The sequence below is a fragment of the Dyadobacter sp. 3J3 genome, assembly GCF_009801115.1.
Taxonomy (GTDB): Bacteria; Bacteroidota; Bacteroidia; order Cytophagales; family Spirosomataceae; genus Dyadobacter.
The window spans coordinates 86,629-101,986 of the sequence record NZ_VTOL01000001.1 but is presented as its reverse complement, the minus strand read 5'-3'; the positions used below and the strand labels follow the sequence as shown (position 1 = coordinate 101,986).

Below are 15,358 nucleotides of genomic sequence, written 5' to 3'. Positions count from 1 at the left end.
AGGTGCGGAGCACCATAGTATTTCACTGCACAACCATTTGACGGAGCTTTATAACAATTCCAATAAATCACTTTTGGATAGCGATTTCAAAATCGACACATCAGTTTTCACCAGGTCGTTAGCCAAATCTCTTTTGGAATCTTGCATTTTCATAATTTTCTCTTCAATCGTATCCGGACAAATCAACCGAACAGCAACTACATTTTTCTTTTGTCCAATACGGTAACTTCTGTCAATAGCCTGATTTTCAACAGCTGGATTCCACCATGGATCCACCAGATAAACATAATCAGCCTCCGTCAGATTTAATCCCACACCACCGGCTTTCAAACTGATCAAAAATACGCGAACGCCATCATCATTCTGAAAAGATTGTACTTTTTCTGACCGGTTTCTGGTTTGTCCGGTTAAATATTCAAAAGAAATATTTCGGGCTACAAGTTCCTTTTTTATCAAATCCAGCATTTTTACAAATTGTGAAAATACCAGGATTTTATGCTGCGGTGCTTTACTTTCAATTTGTTCAATTAACACTTCGATTTTAGCGGAAGAATCACCATAATATTCTTCGTCATTAATCAGCGCTGGCGAATCGCAAATTTGACGAAGTTTTGTTAATCCAGCCAGAATATTCAAACTCTCCCTTGGTAAATCTCTCTCCTTATGGGTAAGTAAAAAATGTCTGAATTCATCAGAATATGAATCGTAAACTTTCCGCTGTTCTGCGCCCATTTCACAATATATAACCATTTCCGTTTTCTCAGGAAGCTCTTTTGCAACCTGTTGCTTCGTTCTTCTAAGAATAAACGGATTTACTTTTTTCTGTAATTCCCTGGCGCGTTTGCTATCTTCAAAACGGTCAATTGGTATCGCATAGTGATTTTTAAATTGAATTTTGCTACCCAGTAATCCCGGACATGCGAAGGAAAGCTGACCGTACAGATCGAAAGTGTTATTCTCAATTGGAGTACCGGTAAGCACAATTTTATTTCTTGATTGAAGCAGACGTGACGCTTTGTAACGCTGCGATTCAGGATTTTTTATGGCTTGGGATTCATCCAGGAAAATATAATTAAAACGGTATTCTTTTAAGAATTTAATATCAGAAAGCAGCGTTCCGTAAGATGTCAATAGGATCTCGTAGTCGTCGAAATCCTGATGATCTTTAACACGGTTAGAGCCATAAACCGTATGGATTTTTATCGATGGAGCAAACTTTTCAACTTCCGCCTGCCAGTTGAAAATCAGTGAAGTGGGCACAACGATCAGGTTGGTATTTTGATGTCCTTTATTTCTTTGGGATAGAATAAATGCGATGATCTGGACGGTTTTTCCTAATCCCATATCATCAGCCAGACAACCCCCAAACCCAAATTCATCCAGGAAATTCAACCAGTTTAAACCATCTTTCTGATAGTCACGGAGAGAAGTTTTTAATTCCTTTGGTACTTCAATATGCTTAATCGATTCAAAATCAGAAAACTTAGAAGTATACAGCATCAGTTCATTTTTCACGGGCTGACTTAACACTTCATCCTCATACAGTTCCAGAATACTGGTGAAATTTATTTTAGGTGTACGAATTACTTCTCCCGCAATTTCACCTGCTTCAAAATATTTTGCAAATTTTACGATCCATTCTTCTGGTAAAATACCCTGCGTTCCGTCGCCAAGTTCTACAAACTTGCTCTTGTTTCTGATAGATTTTGAAAGATGTTTAAGTGTAGCAATTTCCTTCCCGAATTTCACCTGAACGCTGGTATTAAACCAATCCGTTCCGCTATTTATAGTTAATGAAACGGTTGCTTTATTTTTATTTAACTTATTATTAGACAATTCATTAAATCCTAAAACTATAATATTCTGATTAGTCCATTCCTCAAAAGCATCCAGAAACCAGCCTTCGTCCAGAAATCTTTCTTTGCTCAGATAAAAATGATCGGAACCAAGCTGATCGTAAAAATCGGGATGTTGCCTTAATAATGTTGAAGTAAACTGCACTTCAAGCTCGTCGTCTCGCTCGACCGTGAAAGGTTTTCCTTTGCTATCAGTAGAATAAATTTGCTTTTTGGACAGAACTGGAATCTCAATATTTCCATAACGCATTACGGGCGTAATCAGAACATAATTATCCAGATCAGACAAATAAATGAGTTGTTGATTTTCTCTTTCAAAACCATTTTCTTTAAGCTGCGTTTGCGTAGCAGTTTTCAGATAAGCATAAGTTACCCGAATTTTATCCTCAACTTTTGAAAGAATTGTATTTTGGAATTCGTCAAATTTGCTTTCGTGAACGAGGATTTTATTATTGTTTTGCTTGAAAAAATCGATCACACGAAGCACATCGGGATTATCTACCAAATGCATCGTGTCATTGATCATGACGAAATAATTGTATCGGATTTTTAGAATTTCCAGAGCAAATGGTCTCCCGTCCACAATAAGTTGTCCGGAAACCTCGTGAAATTTATCCTTTACATCCACCAATAAAGTGAGATCAACAGGCAAAGTCCGGATTTGAACAGGTATCAGGGAAGCAGCGGAAATACTTTCGGACACTTTGGTATCGTGGTAAAATACATCCAGTTTGAGAGGATTTTTCACAAGTGATTTTAACCCGTCCATATCCGAATCCGATTTCCCGGATCGGTATTGGTTACTAAATTTCGAAACGCCTGTATAAAACTTTAACTCTTCGGGACTTTCCAGTTTCCATATCAGATCAAGCGGGTTGACAGAGGTCAAAGGATTTTTTAATTTCCCATCTTTGGTTGTGGCCGCTTCAAAAAGCTCTACATAAAAATGGTCGTAATATTTATGCTGACCAAAAACAATTATCCTTTTTGAAATGTCTTTCGGATTTGCTTTTTTTGGTAAGACCGGATTTTGCCTGGGGATTAAATTGTCTTTTAAATACGCTTTTGTACTTTCATTTACGGCAAAAAGATGCTTTAATCTGGGTTTTATATCAACCGTTTTGTTGGCATATTCAAGTTGGAAATAATCATCTGGTCTGCCTTCATTTTCCAGCCCGTAGTCATTGGCTACCAGTTTTATTTGATTGTATCTTAGATTGTTATCAAAAAATATTCGCAAATCCCTTCGGTCCATCAGGTTGTATAAAACCTGAACCTGATGTTCACACGGAGTTTTTTTATCGGCACTGCACGGACAGGACAATTGAAGTGCGGTTTCCGTTTGTTTGACAGTAACAATAAACTGATCGGAAATTCCGGAGGTAATCAAAAATGTGGCGAAATTAACCTCAATAACTTTGGGTTGAATATCAAAAAAACCTCTTCTGCTCGTTTCGGTGAGGGAAGAACTGTATTTCAAAATAAAATTATGACTCAGTTCTGAAACATTAAAATCTTCAAATACATAGTCATTTTCATGGTGTTTTAACGCACTGATCCGTTCGCTTATGCCTGGTTTTTTCAGCATTCTATTCTCAATTCTTGGGATTAATTAAACCTGGGAGTTTAATTTCTGATGGTGAAAATAACCTTATTTTAGAGAAATATGCTCATATTTCTAGTTCCGTTTGAAGAGATATTTTCAATTCCGGAAAACCAAATCTGCCAGGTTATTAATGTCCGGAGCTGTGAGGGAATAATTTTTTGGCACTTTGGGCGATTACGTTTAGTAAAAATGATTTTATGAAAAAAATAATTTTCTATCAGTTTTCAGGTTTGCTTTTTTATGCTTTACTACTTGTAAATTCGTTTTCATTTGCTCAGCAGACAGCGCGGGACAGTGCGTCAATTGCAGATTCTGTAAAAATAATAGTACCTGATTCATTAAAAAAGCCGGATTACTTAAAACTGGATACGCTAACTTATCGGTTCATCGGCGACGGAAATTTTACGCGTGGTAATGTAAACCGGACGTTGATGGTTTTACGTGCAGAGATCGTTGCCACCGGTCCTGTCATTTCCATAGCGTCAAATCCGCGTTTTACATATGGTAAACAAAACGGTATTCTGGCTGAAAGAGATTCTTATTTGGATTTGTTCGTAGATGTTTTTAAGAAAAGAAAAACCTATGTGTTTGCTTTGGGAAATCTGGAAACGAGCAACTTACGTGGTATTACACTGCGGGTATTGGCCGGTGGCGGAATTGGATATCGCGTACTTAATTCAAGTAAAAACAGACTGGTGCTGACCAACGCAATTGTGCATGAATCAACCAATTTTCGTGAATTACCGACGATTGGAATTCAAAGAAATTCGTTCCGTGTTAAGGGAAGACATTCATTTGCAAAGGATCGTTTCCGAATTAATCACTTAACGTATTTGCAGCCTGCGATTACAGATTTTTCCAATTTGCGATGGAATACAGTGATTTCGCTCGAATTTCCAGTTAACAAATGGGTGGTTTTAAGAACCAGTTTCGAAAATTCTTATGAAAGTGTTGTGGAAGCGACGCGGAAGCGTGATGATTCCCGAATCACTTTCGGGATTTCTATTGGGAATAAATAATTGAAATTTCTGTGATTAAAAGTCGATGTAATACCGAATAATTTCTAGTCCGTATTTGAGTAAATAAGGAAAGAATATGATATAAATCAGAAAGAATGACTGCGATGAGTAAACAAAAATGAAATGTGTATTTTTATCAGGACGCCACCTCGAAATACATCTTTTATCTACCTTACTGTACAATGAAATCCAGTCGAATTCTTCTTTTTATCAGTCTGTCTTTTTTATCTTTTTACGGAATTGCTCAACCTACAAAATTGGTAATACGTGCCAAAGCGAAAGATGCCAAGTTTATTGGTACCGGAATTGGTGGTGCACACGTTATTGTAAAAAATGAAATGACCGGCGAAATTCTCGCGAAGGGCCTCACAACCGGCACCTCGGGAAATACGGATTTGATTTTGAAAATGCCTCACAAAAGAAATGATCGTTTGACGGATGATAAAACTGCAAAATTTGAAGCTTCTATAAATATTCTGGAACCAACCTTTGTAACGGTTGAGGTGATTGCACCAGTTAATAGAAAAAGTTCTGCAATAAAAGCCAGCACACAACTCTGGCTAATTCCTGGTAAGGATATCGATGAAGAAGGAATTGTGCTGGATATGCCGGGTTTTATTCTCGACATCCTTGAACCGCAGACACACAGAATTTTAATTCTGGAAAAAATGGGGGAGAAAAAAGTGAAAATTAAAATTAACCTGACTATGCTTTGCGGGTGTGCAGTTACCAAAGGTGGTGTTTGGGATTCTGAACAAATTGAGGTGAAGGCTCTTGTGAAAAAGGATGGGATCAAATACAAGGATGTAACGTTGGGAATCACTTCGGTTGACAATATTTTTGAAGGTATACTTGATGTTAACGCGCTCGGGATGTACGAAATCCAGGTGTACGGTTATGATAAGATTACGAAAAACACAGGAGTGGATAGAATTAATTTTGTAATTCAGTAAAGATAAAAACTGCACCCAAATCGGTAGGCCTATTTGGCAGAATTTATTCGCCAGTCGCCGGAAATAATTGGTTTTTATGTTCTTATATTTGAAATATAAAACCTGATCAAATGAAATATAAAATAAGATTTCGGTTGCTAAAAGTTGTTTCGGCGCTTTTTATTGGTTTGGGATTATCCAGTTTCACAAGTGATTCTGTTTATGAAAATGAGATAAAGGAATGGAGAAAGGGTAGAATTGCCGAGCTTAAATCAGAGCAGGGTTATCTCAATCTCGCAGGCCTGTTCTGGCTGGAAGATGGTAAAAATTCTTTTGGTGGTGACGCTTCCAATAAATTTATTTTTCCATCCGACAGAAGTCCGGCAAGCCTGGGGGAATTTATTCTGGAAAACGGCCAGGTAACTTTGATCGCAAAACCGGAAGCAGAAATCTATGCGAATAATGAGCTGGTCACCAAGCTGAAAATTTTCCCCTCAGATCAAGAAATTGTGCTTAAACATAAAACGCTAAGATGGTTTGTAATCCAGCGCGGTGAAAAATATGCGGTACGTTTAAAAGATCTGGATAGTCCGTATCTCAAAGATTTTAAAGGAATCGAAAGTTTTCCGATTACAGAATATTGGAAAGTAAAGGCAAAATTTGAACCGACAGTTGGTAGAAAAATTTCGATACTGGATGTGACTGGAAGGCTTAGCGAGCAGGAATCTCCGGGTGTATTGGTTTTTTATGTGAAAGGCAAAGAATATCGATTGGATGCGCTAAGTGAAGGTGAAACTTTTTTTATCCTTTTTGGTGATAAAACCAATAAGAAAGAAACATATGGCGGCGGAAGATTTGTTTATACCAGCCTGCCCGATGCGGATGGCCATGTTGTACTGGATTTCAACAAAGCTTACAATCCGCCTTGTGCGTTCACACCATACGCTACTTGCCCGCTGCCCCCGAAACAAAACCAGCTCGCGTTAGAAGTTACCGCCGGCGAAAAGAATTATGGCCATCATTGAGTTTGGGATGATCCGATACAAATACTGATTTAGGAAGAAAACAACGGCAAGTATTGTCGTTGTTTTTCTTTAATTTGAGTTCTTCTTTTTTAATAACATATTCTAAACCCGTTACAAATGAATTTTTTTTCTAAAAAAACCAGGATTCCCAAAGCTTTACTTTTTCTCTTTGCAGTTGCTTTTTTAAGCTTTGAAATAACTTCCTGCGACTCTAAAAAGAAAGAGGAAGTAAAAGAATCCCGGCCGGTCGTCATCGGGTACGTTGGTGGTTTTCACGGGCTTGTTGATACCGATAAAATTGATGTCAAGAAACTGACGCATATTAATTACGCTTTTGTAAATATCGAAAATGGCCTGGCGTTTCTTACGAATGAAAAAACGGATTCGACCAATTTCAGGAAGCTAAATTTGTTGAAAAAGGTAAATCCGGATTTGAAAATATTGATTTCCATCGGCGGCTGGGCATGGAGCGGACGTTTTTCAGATGCGGTTCTGACGGAGAGTTCAAGAGGTAAATTCGCTAAAAGTTCGGTTAATATTATCAGGAAATATAAATTGGATGGCGTTGATATTGATTGGGAATATCCGGCAATGCCTGGCGATTCGGGAAATGTGTATCGTCCGGAAGACAAGCAGAATTTTACTTTGATGTTTGAAGCCATCAGAAAAGAGCTGGATATTTTTGAAAAGGAAGACGGACAGGAAAAACTTTTGACGACTGCCGTTGCCGGTTGGGAAGAATTTATTCCTCATTCTGAAATGGGTAAGGCACAGGAATATCTGGATTTTGTGAACCTGATGACTTATGATCTTTTTTCGGGCGATACGGTTGTGCATCACGCCGGTTTATATCCAACGGATCGTTTTAAATCAAACCGTTCTACCGATAGTGGCGTGAAAGCTTATCTGAAAGCAGGTGTTCCGGCAAGTAAAATCGTTGTTGGACTTCCATTTTATGGCCGCGCATTTACCTTGGGTAAGGATTCCAAAACTGTACTTGGTGAAACGTCTGTTGCCAAGGAATACATTGATGGTTATACTTACATCAAGGACAGTCTGGTTAATAAAAAAGGCTATAAGGAATATCGCGATAACGTTGCACATGCGCCTTATTTATACAATGAAAAAACGAAAGTTTTTATTGGTTATGATGATGAAAAATCGGTGGCAGAGAAATGTAAATACGTGCTTGATAATAAATTGGCGGGTGTTATGTTTTGGGAATATAACTCAGATCCAAAAGGTTATTTGCTGAATGAAATCAATAAATCCCTGAAATAAGCTATTGATTTTACTATGAAAATATCTTTTAAAATCTGGCTGATTTCTCTCGTTTTCATTCTGACTGCTGTTTTTAATCTGAATTCTTTTTCCCAATCAAAATCCGGCACTTTTAAAGTGCTTGCAATTGCTGAAAATGGCGGTCATCATATTGCCTATTCAAAAGCTGCAAAAGTGTGGTTGGATAAATTGGCGGCTGAAAATAATTTTACCGTTGATTATATTCAAAATACAGAAAAAATCAATGATGAATTTCTAAATGATTACCAGCTTTTTATCCAGTTGGATTTTCCTCCTTACGCCTGGACGCCAACCGCTGCCGCTGCTTTTGAAAAGTATATAAAAGAGGGAAAAGGTGGCTGGATTGGTTTCCATCATGCGACTTTGCTGGGCGAATTTGACGGTTATCCGATGTGGAACTGGTTTTATGATTTTATGGGTAGTATCAGATTCCAGAGCTACATTTCCACTTTTGCTTCCGGTAAAGTGAAAATTGAAGACAAAAAACATCCAGTCATGAAAGGTGTTCCGGATTCTTTTTTTATCAAAACGGAAGAATGGTATACCTACGATAAGAGTCCGCGTCCGAATGTTCATGTGATTGCGCGCGTGGACGAATCCACTTATATACCTGATTCCACAAAGGTTAAAATGGGAGATCATCCGGTGATATGGACAAATCCGAAAATCGCGGCGAAAAATGTGTATATTTTTATGGGGCATTCACCTGACTTGTTTGAGAATGAGGCATATACCAGACTTTTTAAAAATGCAATTTTCTGGGCTGCGAAAAGATGAATTTTAGATATTATCTGTATTTAATCTTTACAATCTTTTTAGAATGCATGTAAAATAACTTAGTCAACGAATAAAAAATGTTGAAAGGGCATGGTTATTTTATGGAATACATTGAAATACTTCAGTGCATTTTTAAATTGAAATACCATGAAAAAGACATATGATCCGACTGATGAATCCGCGGAAGAATCTGTTGTAAGCCAGGGACATCAATATCCTGATCCGTTGAGTCCGCAGGAAGCACCGCCATTGGAACCACGGCCGGAATATCCTGAGCCGGAAGGACCTTCGGAAACGCCACCATGGGAAAACGAACCTGAAACACCACCAGTGGTGCCTGAACCGGAATTGCCACCATATATGCCGGATGCACCGGAAATCAGCCCTGAACCATTACCAGGACAAGATTCAGAAGAGCCGTTAATGGGCATTTCATAAAAAATGGAGTGAAGCAATTTGCTTCACTCCATTTTTTATGAAAAGACACTAATCATAAAGCAGGAACCTGCCCTTTAAAAATATTAAGATCTTTTGTAGCTGACGATTGGAATTTCTTGGTGACAAGATTCATAAACTGGTTATCCCTGGCTTCTGCCGAACCGTATTCCCAAATTCCGACTTTAATTTCATTTGAATAAAACGTGATCACATACTTAACCAATCCTTCTTCTGTTGGTTCTTCCTGAGATCTAATAAAATAATCAACACGGTCAATATTGAAGGCGAAATTCTGACCTTCGAGATGAAAAAAGTTAGGCATAGATATCAACTTTTAAAAATAAGATTGTAAAACGCGTAATCATTAAATGTTATACCAATATTGTTCCCGACAATAAAAGCAGGAGCCGTACACATTAATATATTAAATGTAACGTGTTTTTTACTGGTATTTTTATTAAATCCCATTTCTGACAAGACGCTGGTTGGCATCAGAGCTGGATTTTGGAACCTGTGGATATATTTCCCGAGTGCGATAAAATTTATTTTGTAAAAAAATATTGATAAATGATGACTTTTTGCACTATTCTTCGTCAATAATAGTGAACAATATTAACGTCCTAGTTCTGTTATTGAATAGTAATTTTTTGTACAATTGTAGAATTTATTGGATTGCAAATTATGTCATACACTTTATGGACAAGAACTTAAAGAAAATAAAATACCAGGAACTATTTCTAACAGAGCTTAGAAATAGTTATTTTGGTGAAAAGAAACTGGAAGAATCGCTCCGGGAAATGGAAACCAAAGAAAATATGAAAAAGCTAGCCAAGGCACTCAAGAATATTTGGAAACAGACAGATGCCGATATTAAGAGCCTGGAAGACGCATTTCCAAAAGCAGAACTTTCAGATGAGCCACTGGAAACAAAAACATCTGAAAACTTAAAAGTTAAAAAAGTTGAAAATGAATTACCTCTGGTAAAGCCCGTGGTTAAAATTTCTCGAAAGGAAAATTTGGAGAGTCACAAGATTCTGACTTACGATAACTTGGTAGAATTGGTTGATGATTTGAATATTGAACAGATTACCGAGATTTTAAAATCTTCATCAGGGCAGGGTACAGAAAATCATCAGTACTTAACCAGCCTTGCTGAAAAGCTTGCCAAAGAACGTGATTCCAGGTCTTAGATCTTGATAATCAACCCTTACCATCCACAATTACCGTCAATAACTATACCAGTCGGGCCACCATTGCTGCAATTTCCGGCGAATTTCTTCTTCACGGGCATTTATACCAGGCTCGAAAAATTTCTTCCCTTTAAGTTCATCCGGTAAAAAATTCTGTTTGGCAAAATTTCCCGGGAAGTCGTGGGAATATTTGTATTCTTTTCCGTAACCAATTTGCTTCATTAGCTTAGTAGGTGCGTTTCGTAAATGCAACGGAACGGGCAAATGTGCCGTGTTTTTTGCCGCTTCCATCGCGTCAGCAATTGCCAGATAACTCGCGTTACTTTTTGGAGAAGTGGCCAGATAAATCGCCACTTGTGATAAAATAATTCTGCATTCCGGATATCCGATCACATTCACCGCCTGCATACATGCATTGGCCATAATCATAGCCGTAGGATTGGCATTTCCAATATCCTCCGACGCCATGATCAGCATTCTCCTGGCTATAAAGGAAGGATCTTCTCCGGCCACGATCATTCGTGCCATCCAATAAACGGCCCCATTTGGGTCACTTCCTCGCAAAGATTTTATAAAAGCGGAAATAATATCATAATGCTGTTCACCGGATTTGTCGTAACGCGCAATATTTTGCTGCGCAACTTCTGTCACCCAATCGTCGGTAATTTCCATTTCTGAGACATCACCTTTTGCTAAAACAACCAGTTCAAGTAAGTTCAGCAATTTCCGCCCGTCGCCGCCCGATAGCCTGAATAATGCATCATAGGAAGTGAATGTTATTTTTTTACTTTTCAGCCACTCATCTTTTGTAAGTGCCCGATCAATAAGTGCTTTTAGCTCTTCCTCACCAAATGCTTCAAGAATATAAACCTGGCAGCGTGATAGTAAGGCAGAATTAATTTCAAAAGATGGATTTTCGGTTGTTGCGCCAATAAGCGTTACCTGACCTTTTTCAACGGCACCAAGCAAGGCATCCTGCTGATTTTTATTATAACGGTGAATTTCATCAATGAAAAGAATGGCTGGGAAAAGGCCGGAAGGTCTGGCCAAAACTTCTCTTAATTCCTTGACACCCGAATTGATCGCACTAAGATTGTAAAATTGCCTCTTGGTCGCATCAGCCAGCATAAGCGCGAGCGTTGTTTTTCCAACACCGGGAGGCCCCCATAAAATCATGGAAGGAATTGTATTTTGTAAAATCGCTCTTCGCAGAGATCCGTTTTTGCCCAGCAATTTTTCTTGTCCGATATAGTCATCCAGTATGCGTGGTCTTAGTCTTTCGGCAAGAGGTGTGGCAATCTGTGATATCATAATCGAGAATAAGGTTTTTCAGCTTGTTGTTGTATGAAGATAACAAATCTTGTTCATGAAGCATTCAATATTGTATTTGTTGGATTGATAACAAATTGACAATCAAAAATTTGTATTTTTTGTTAAGCCTAAAAAGGAAAAAAGCGTAACAGATGCTACGCTTTTCTCAAACAGATAATATTATTTCAGATCAAAAAGTAAGGCGATCCAGTGTCATTTGTTTTTTAAGATTTCCTAATGCACCAAAAACCAGATTATATACCGACTGGATGTTGATTTTCATCAAATCAGCAATTTCGTGGTTATTAAGGTTCATATAAAATTTCAAAAATATAGCTTCACGCTGACGGCGCGGAAGTCCGTTGATCGCAACATTTAAATGCTGATTGGTTGAATCAAATTCCTCCTCAGAAATCATATGATTTTCATGAGACGGCGTGTGGATATGCCAATATTCTACCGGGATATCTTCGTTGCTTGTATGTTTTTGTTGCGCGTTCAAATGACGTACCAATTTTCTTTTGATAGACGCCATAAGATAAAACCGAACAGAAGTGGTGTCACCCAAAGTTGCCCGGTTTTTCCATAATTCCACAAACAAGTCGTGAATGCAATCTTTAATCAGTGGCTTATCAATCGTAAACTGTGAACAGTATTGATAAAGGATGTGAACGTACGAGCGATAAAGGCAGGCATAAGCGTTCTCGTCTCCTTTTCTGAACTGATCCCAAAAACAAAGTTCTTCTTCTTGTTTGTAGCGTAAGTGAGCCATTGTAAGGTTAGGAATTTAATTGGGGTTAGGAATATAAATTTTAATAAGGGTCATTTTTACACTTGTAAATATATTTATAAAAAAACGTATAAAAAAAATATTTTCCAGAAAAAATTACATCCGATAGGTTAATCTTTCTATAAACCCCCAATTAGTAACCTATTGTATAGATAAAGGTACAAATTCAAACTTTTCGCCGTCAAAAAGTCCGCGGTCACTTAGTTTAATATAAGGAATTACTAATAAAGCCATAAAAGATAAAGTCATATAAGGTGACATCAAAGTTGATTTCAGTCTCGTTTTTACAAACTGATCCAGCTGTGTGTAAGTTGCTGCCACTTCGTATCCGTCAAGATCAGACATAAGTCCGGCTATCGGTAAAGCCAGCATATGTTTTTCTCCAAACCCAACAGCAGAAACTCCGCCTTTTGCTTCCACTAGTAAATTGACTGCATCACAAATACTTTGGTCATCACAACCCACTACAATGATATTATGAGAATCATGTGCGACAGTTGAAGCAATGGCTCCTTCTTTAATCCCAAAGTTCTTGATAAATGCAACCGCGGGTGCCGTATTTTGGTAACGGTTAACTACTGCAATTTTTAAAATATCCTGATCAGTATCGGATAAAATAAATTCACCATCTGATTTGTAATTTTCAATTAACAGTTGTGTAATCAATTGTCCTTCCAAGGCTTCTATCACCCGGATTTTATCACCTTCGACAGAAGAAACCGGAACTGCAAAATCAGTTGCTTCTTTAACAGAACAGTTGAATTGGTTAATATGCCTACTGCGAAGATCCGGAAGTAAAGATTTTCCGCTTTCTGCTACCAATTCTCCATCCAGATAAGTTTGCAGAATATTAAAATCAGTCATATTATCAATGACGATAAAATCCGCTGCGTCCTCTACACGAAGCAATCCAACAGGTAAATTATAATGCTGAACGGGGTTGACACAAGCCGCCAAAAGGATATTCCAAATGTCATGATTCAGCGCAAGTGCTCTTTTTACCAATACATTGATATGTCCTTCTACCAAATTGTCCGGATGTTTATCATCAGAACAGAACATGATCATTTCAGGAAATTCTGAAAGAAGTGGAATCAATGCATCAAAATTCCGTGCGGCACTTCCTTCACGGATCAGGATTTTTACGCCGTAGCCAATTTTCTCTTTTGCTTCGTCATAAGTGAAACATTCGTGATCGGTGGTCATACCGGCTTCCGCATATTTTTTCGCTGCTTCACCGCGAAGTCCTGGAGCGTGGCCGTCAATAGGTTTATCGAAATGTTTTGCCCAGTTTATTTTGGCGATCATATCCGGATCGCCATTCAAAACACCCGGAAAATTCATGACTTCGGCGAGATAACCGATATCATCGCTGGATAGTAATTTTTTGACATCTTCGGGATCGACCACTGCTCCTGCGGTTTCAAATATCGTAGCCGGAACGCAGGACGGAGCTCCGAAACAAAATTTAAACGGAACTCTTTTTCCATCTTCAATCATGTATTCCACTCCCTGAACACCCATGACATTAGCAATTTCATGCGGATCAGAAACGGTCGCCACGGTTCCGTGAACTACGGAAAGTTTGGCGAATTGTGAAGGCGTTAACATGGAGCTTTCGACATGCACGTGTGCATCCACAAATCCGGGTAAGATATAGGGTAAGGATGGGTTTTCTTTTGCTATTATATGGATTTTGGAAATGATTTTGTTTTGAATAGTAATCTCAGCTTCCTGAACGGATTTTTCGAATATATTAATAAGGTTGGCTTTCATTGGTTGATTTTAGCTGTTAAGTCCTGGTGTTTGGCTTTGGTGGCACAAGGTAGATATTATATTTAAATAGGGTATTTTTGATGCTTTGGTTTATTGAATTTCCATTATGGCTTTTTGAAGCTTTTAATACCCGTTGGACGGCGGAAAAAGCCGTCCAACGGATGGCTCAAACCTCATCTTTAAAACTTGATATTCTTTAGACAACTTTCGCCAACCAGATTTTGGAGCGTGCGACCCGTCCGACGGTTTTTTCTACCGTCGGACGGGTAATGAGACTGTCACACTATAAAAAATATTCGAAAACAAAATCTCACAAAAGCACCGGACTCGTCCGGTACCCCTTCTGGTATTGCAACGGACTTTTCCCAGTATGGATTTTGAAATATTTATTAAAATTGGCAAAGTTATTAAATCCACTTTCATAGCAGATTTGCGCCACGCTCAGTTTCCCGTCAATCAATAATTTACAGGCGCGACCGATACGTAATTCCAGCAAAAACTGAGAATATGTTTTTCTGCTGCGACTTTTGAAATACCGGCAAAAGGAATGCGGACTGATACTGGCAACTTCTGCGATTTCTTCAATTGTTATTTTTCGCTGAAAATTATCCAGTGAATATTTATATATCTGATTAATCCTGTCGGTGTCATATTGGTCATATTCTTCCTGGTAATGACTATTGGAAAGTAATTTTACATCCTTGCTTTGCGCCAGGGTTTCCAATATCTGGAGAAGGGAAATAACCGGATTTCCCTCTTTTTGATCGAGCAGATTTTGTAATAGTGATTTTACCAGATGGTTTTCCTGACCCGATAATTTCATCCCATACTTTGCCTTTTCCAGCAATTCATTGATGGATTTATTCTCCGGCAGATTTCTAAAAATGTCACCGAACAATTCAGCGGAAAAATGTAGAACCGTAGCCTGAGCATATAACTTAGAATCTCCACGAAAATATTTTTCATCACAACGCCAGTAATGAGGCAGATTTGATCCGATCAAAAGAAGATCTCCGCTTTGAAAATGCTGAATATTGTCGCCCACAAATTGAGTGCCCGATCCTTGTTCAATATGAACCAGTTCCATTTCCGGATGATAATGCCAGCGGTTGTAGAAATACAGCACAACGTCTCTTCTGATGCTAAAAGATTGCTGCAAACCTTTTGGTACTTTCAATAATTGCGGTTTCACAGTTATAATGTCAGGATTTTTGAACTAATTACTTAATTTATGCCAAAATTATTGAAAAATATGCTATAATAGTGAAACATGGCCTTGTAATATTTCTATTCATTTGTATAAAAATTCAATAGAAAATATTGGTATTTTTATTTT

Annotated in this window: 13 protein-coding genes; 7 read left to right on the top strand and 6 right to left on the bottom strand. The window is 38.1% G+C overall.

All coding sequences use genetic code 11. The features are described 5' to 3' along the window. Positions 1-48: 48 nt before the first annotated feature. Positions 49-3,444, bottom strand: coding sequence for a DEAD/DEAH box helicase (locus FZF08_RS00435; RefSeq protein ID WP_159466659.1), 3,396 nt, complete (start codon positions 3,442-3,444; stop codon positions 49-51). Between the two features lie 215 nt (positions 3,445-3,659). Between FZF08_RS00435 and FZF08_RS00430 the strand changes: the two genes are divergently transcribed. The 6 genes from FZF08_RS00430 to FZF08_RS32180 all read left to right on the top strand — a co-directional run bounded on the left by FZF08_RS00430 (position 3,660) and on the right by FZF08_RS32180 (position 8,955). Further along, positions 3,660-4,481, top strand: coding sequence for a DUF481 domain-containing protein (locus tag FZF08_RS00430; RefSeq protein ID WP_159466658.1), 822 nt, complete (start codon positions 3,660-3,662; stop codon positions 4,479-4,481). Positions 4,482-4,663: 182 nt separating this feature from the next. Beyond that, positions 4,664-5,434 carry a hypothetical protein gene (locus FZF08_RS00425; RefSeq protein ID WP_159466657.1) on the top strand — a complete coding sequence of 257 codons (771 nt, stop codon included), beginning with the start codon at positions 4,664-4,666 and terminating at the stop codon, positions 5,432-5,434. Positions 5,435-5,544: 110 nt separating this feature from the next. Next, positions 5,545-6,438, top strand: a complete 894-nt coding sequence (locus tag FZF08_RS00420) for a DUF1684 domain-containing protein (RefSeq protein WP_159466656.1) — start codon at positions 5,545-5,547, stop codon at positions 6,436-6,438. Positions 6,439-6,555: 117 nt separating this feature from the next. Continuing rightward, complete coding sequence (locus FZF08_RS00415) at positions 6,556-7,719, top strand: glycoside hydrolase family 18 protein (RefSeq protein ID WP_159466655.1); 1,164 nt, start codon at positions 6,556-6,558, stop codon at positions 7,717-7,719. 15 nt (positions 7,720-7,734) lie between these two features. After that, positions 7,735-8,517 carry a ThuA domain-containing protein gene (locus tag FZF08_RS00410; RefSeq protein WP_159466654.1) on the top strand — a complete coding sequence of 261 codons (783 nt, stop codon included), beginning with the start codon at positions 7,735-7,737 and terminating at the stop codon, positions 8,515-8,517. A gap of 147 nt (positions 8,518-8,664) precedes the next feature. Then, entirely contained in the window at positions 8,665-8,955 is a 291-nt protein-coding gene (locus FZF08_RS32180) for a hypothetical protein (protein WP_304487027.1), read from the top strand. 52 nt (positions 8,956-9,007) lie between these two features. Here FZF08_RS32180 and FZF08_RS00400 read toward each other — a convergent pair whose 3' ends face one another. Further along, positions 9,008-9,277: a hypothetical protein gene (locus FZF08_RS00400; RefSeq protein WP_159466653.1), complete on the bottom strand. Its 270-nt coding sequence runs from the start codon at positions 9,275-9,277 to the stop codon at positions 9,008-9,010. Positions 9,278-9,650: 373 nt separating this feature from the next. Between FZF08_RS00400 and FZF08_RS00395 the strand changes: the two genes are divergently transcribed. Beyond that, positions 9,651-10,145: a DUF892 family protein gene (locus tag FZF08_RS00395; RefSeq protein WP_159466652.1), complete on the top strand. Its 495-nt coding sequence runs from the start codon at positions 9,651-9,653 to the stop codon at positions 10,143-10,145. 36 nt (positions 10,146-10,181) lie between these two features. Here FZF08_RS00395 and FZF08_RS00390 read toward each other — a convergent pair whose 3' ends face one another. From FZF08_RS00390 to FZF08_RS00375, 4 genes are all read right to left on the bottom strand, one after another. After that, positions 10,182-11,456 (bottom strand): replication-associated recombination protein A, encoded by a 1,275-nt coding sequence (locus tag FZF08_RS00390; protein WP_409012624.1) that lies wholly within the window; start codon positions 11,454-11,456, stop codon positions 10,182-10,184. A 190-nt stretch (positions 11,457-11,646) separates the two neighbouring features. Continuing rightward, a complete protein-coding gene (locus FZF08_RS00385; RefSeq protein ID WP_137339464.1) occupies positions 11,647-12,228 on the bottom strand; it encodes an RNA polymerase sigma factor in 582 nt (193 codons plus the stop codon). Between the two features lie 159 nt (positions 12,229-12,387). Further along, positions 12,388-14,022 (bottom strand): adenine deaminase, encoded by a 1,635-nt coding sequence (gene ade, locus FZF08_RS00380; protein ID WP_159466651.1) that lies wholly within the window; start codon positions 14,020-14,022, stop codon positions 12,388-12,390. A 310-nt stretch (positions 14,023-14,332) separates the two neighbouring features. Further along, positions 14,333-15,214: an AraC family transcriptional regulator gene (locus FZF08_RS00375; protein WP_159466650.1), complete on the bottom strand. Its 882-nt coding sequence runs from the start codon at positions 15,212-15,214 to the stop codon at positions 14,333-14,335. Positions 15,215-15,358: the final 144 nt, after the last annotated feature.

What these genes read in the sequence shown, in the direction of transcription:
- FZF08_RS00435 (WP_159466659.1), bottom strand. Translation starts at nt 3,444, where the DNA reads ATGCTGAAAAAACCAGGCATAAGCGAACGGATCAGTGCGTTAAAACAC.
- FZF08_RS32180 (WP_304487027.1), top strand. Translation starts at nt 8,665, where the DNA reads ATGAAAAAGACATATGATCCGACTGATGAATCCGCGGAAGAATCTGTT.
- FZF08_RS00400 (WP_159466653.1), bottom strand. Translation starts at nt 9,277, where the DNA reads ATGCCTAACTTTTTTCATCTCGAAGGTCAGAATTTCGCCTTCAATATT.
- FZF08_RS00415 (WP_159466655.1), top strand. Translation starts at nt 6,556, where the DNA reads ATGAATTTTTTTTCTAAAAAAACCAGGATTCCCAAAGCTTTACTTTTT.
- FZF08_RS00410 (WP_159466654.1), top strand. Translation starts at nt 7,735, where the DNA reads ATGAAAATATCTTTTAAAATCTGGCTGATTTCTCTCGTTTTCATTCTG.
- FZF08_RS00395 (WP_159466652.1), top strand. Translation starts at nt 9,651, where the DNA reads ATGGACAAGAACTTAAAGAAAATAAAATACCAGGAACTATTTCTAACA.
- FZF08_RS00420 (WP_159466656.1), top strand. Translation starts at nt 5,545, where the DNA reads ATGAAATATAAAATAAGATTTCGGTTGCTAAAAGTTGTTTCGGCGCTT.
- FZF08_RS00385 (WP_137339464.1), bottom strand. Translation starts at nt 12,228, where the DNA reads ATGGCTCACTTACGCTACAAACAAGAAGAAGAACTTTGTTTTTGGGAT.
- FZF08_RS00425 (WP_159466657.1), top strand. Translation starts at nt 4,664, where the DNA reads ATGAAATCCAGTCGAATTCTTCTTTTTATCAGTCTGTCTTTTTTATCT.
- ade (WP_159466651.1), bottom strand. Translation starts at nt 14,022, where the DNA reads ATGAAAGCCAACCTTATTAATATATTCGAAAAATCCGTTCAGGAAGCT.
- FZF08_RS00390 (WP_409012624.1), bottom strand. Translation starts at nt 11,456, where the DNA reads ATGATATCACAGATTGCCACACCTCTTGCCGAAAGACTAAGACCACGC.
- FZF08_RS00430 (WP_159466658.1), top strand. Translation starts at nt 3,660, where the DNA reads ATGAAAAAAATAATTTTCTATCAGTTTTCAGGTTTGCTTTTTTATGCT.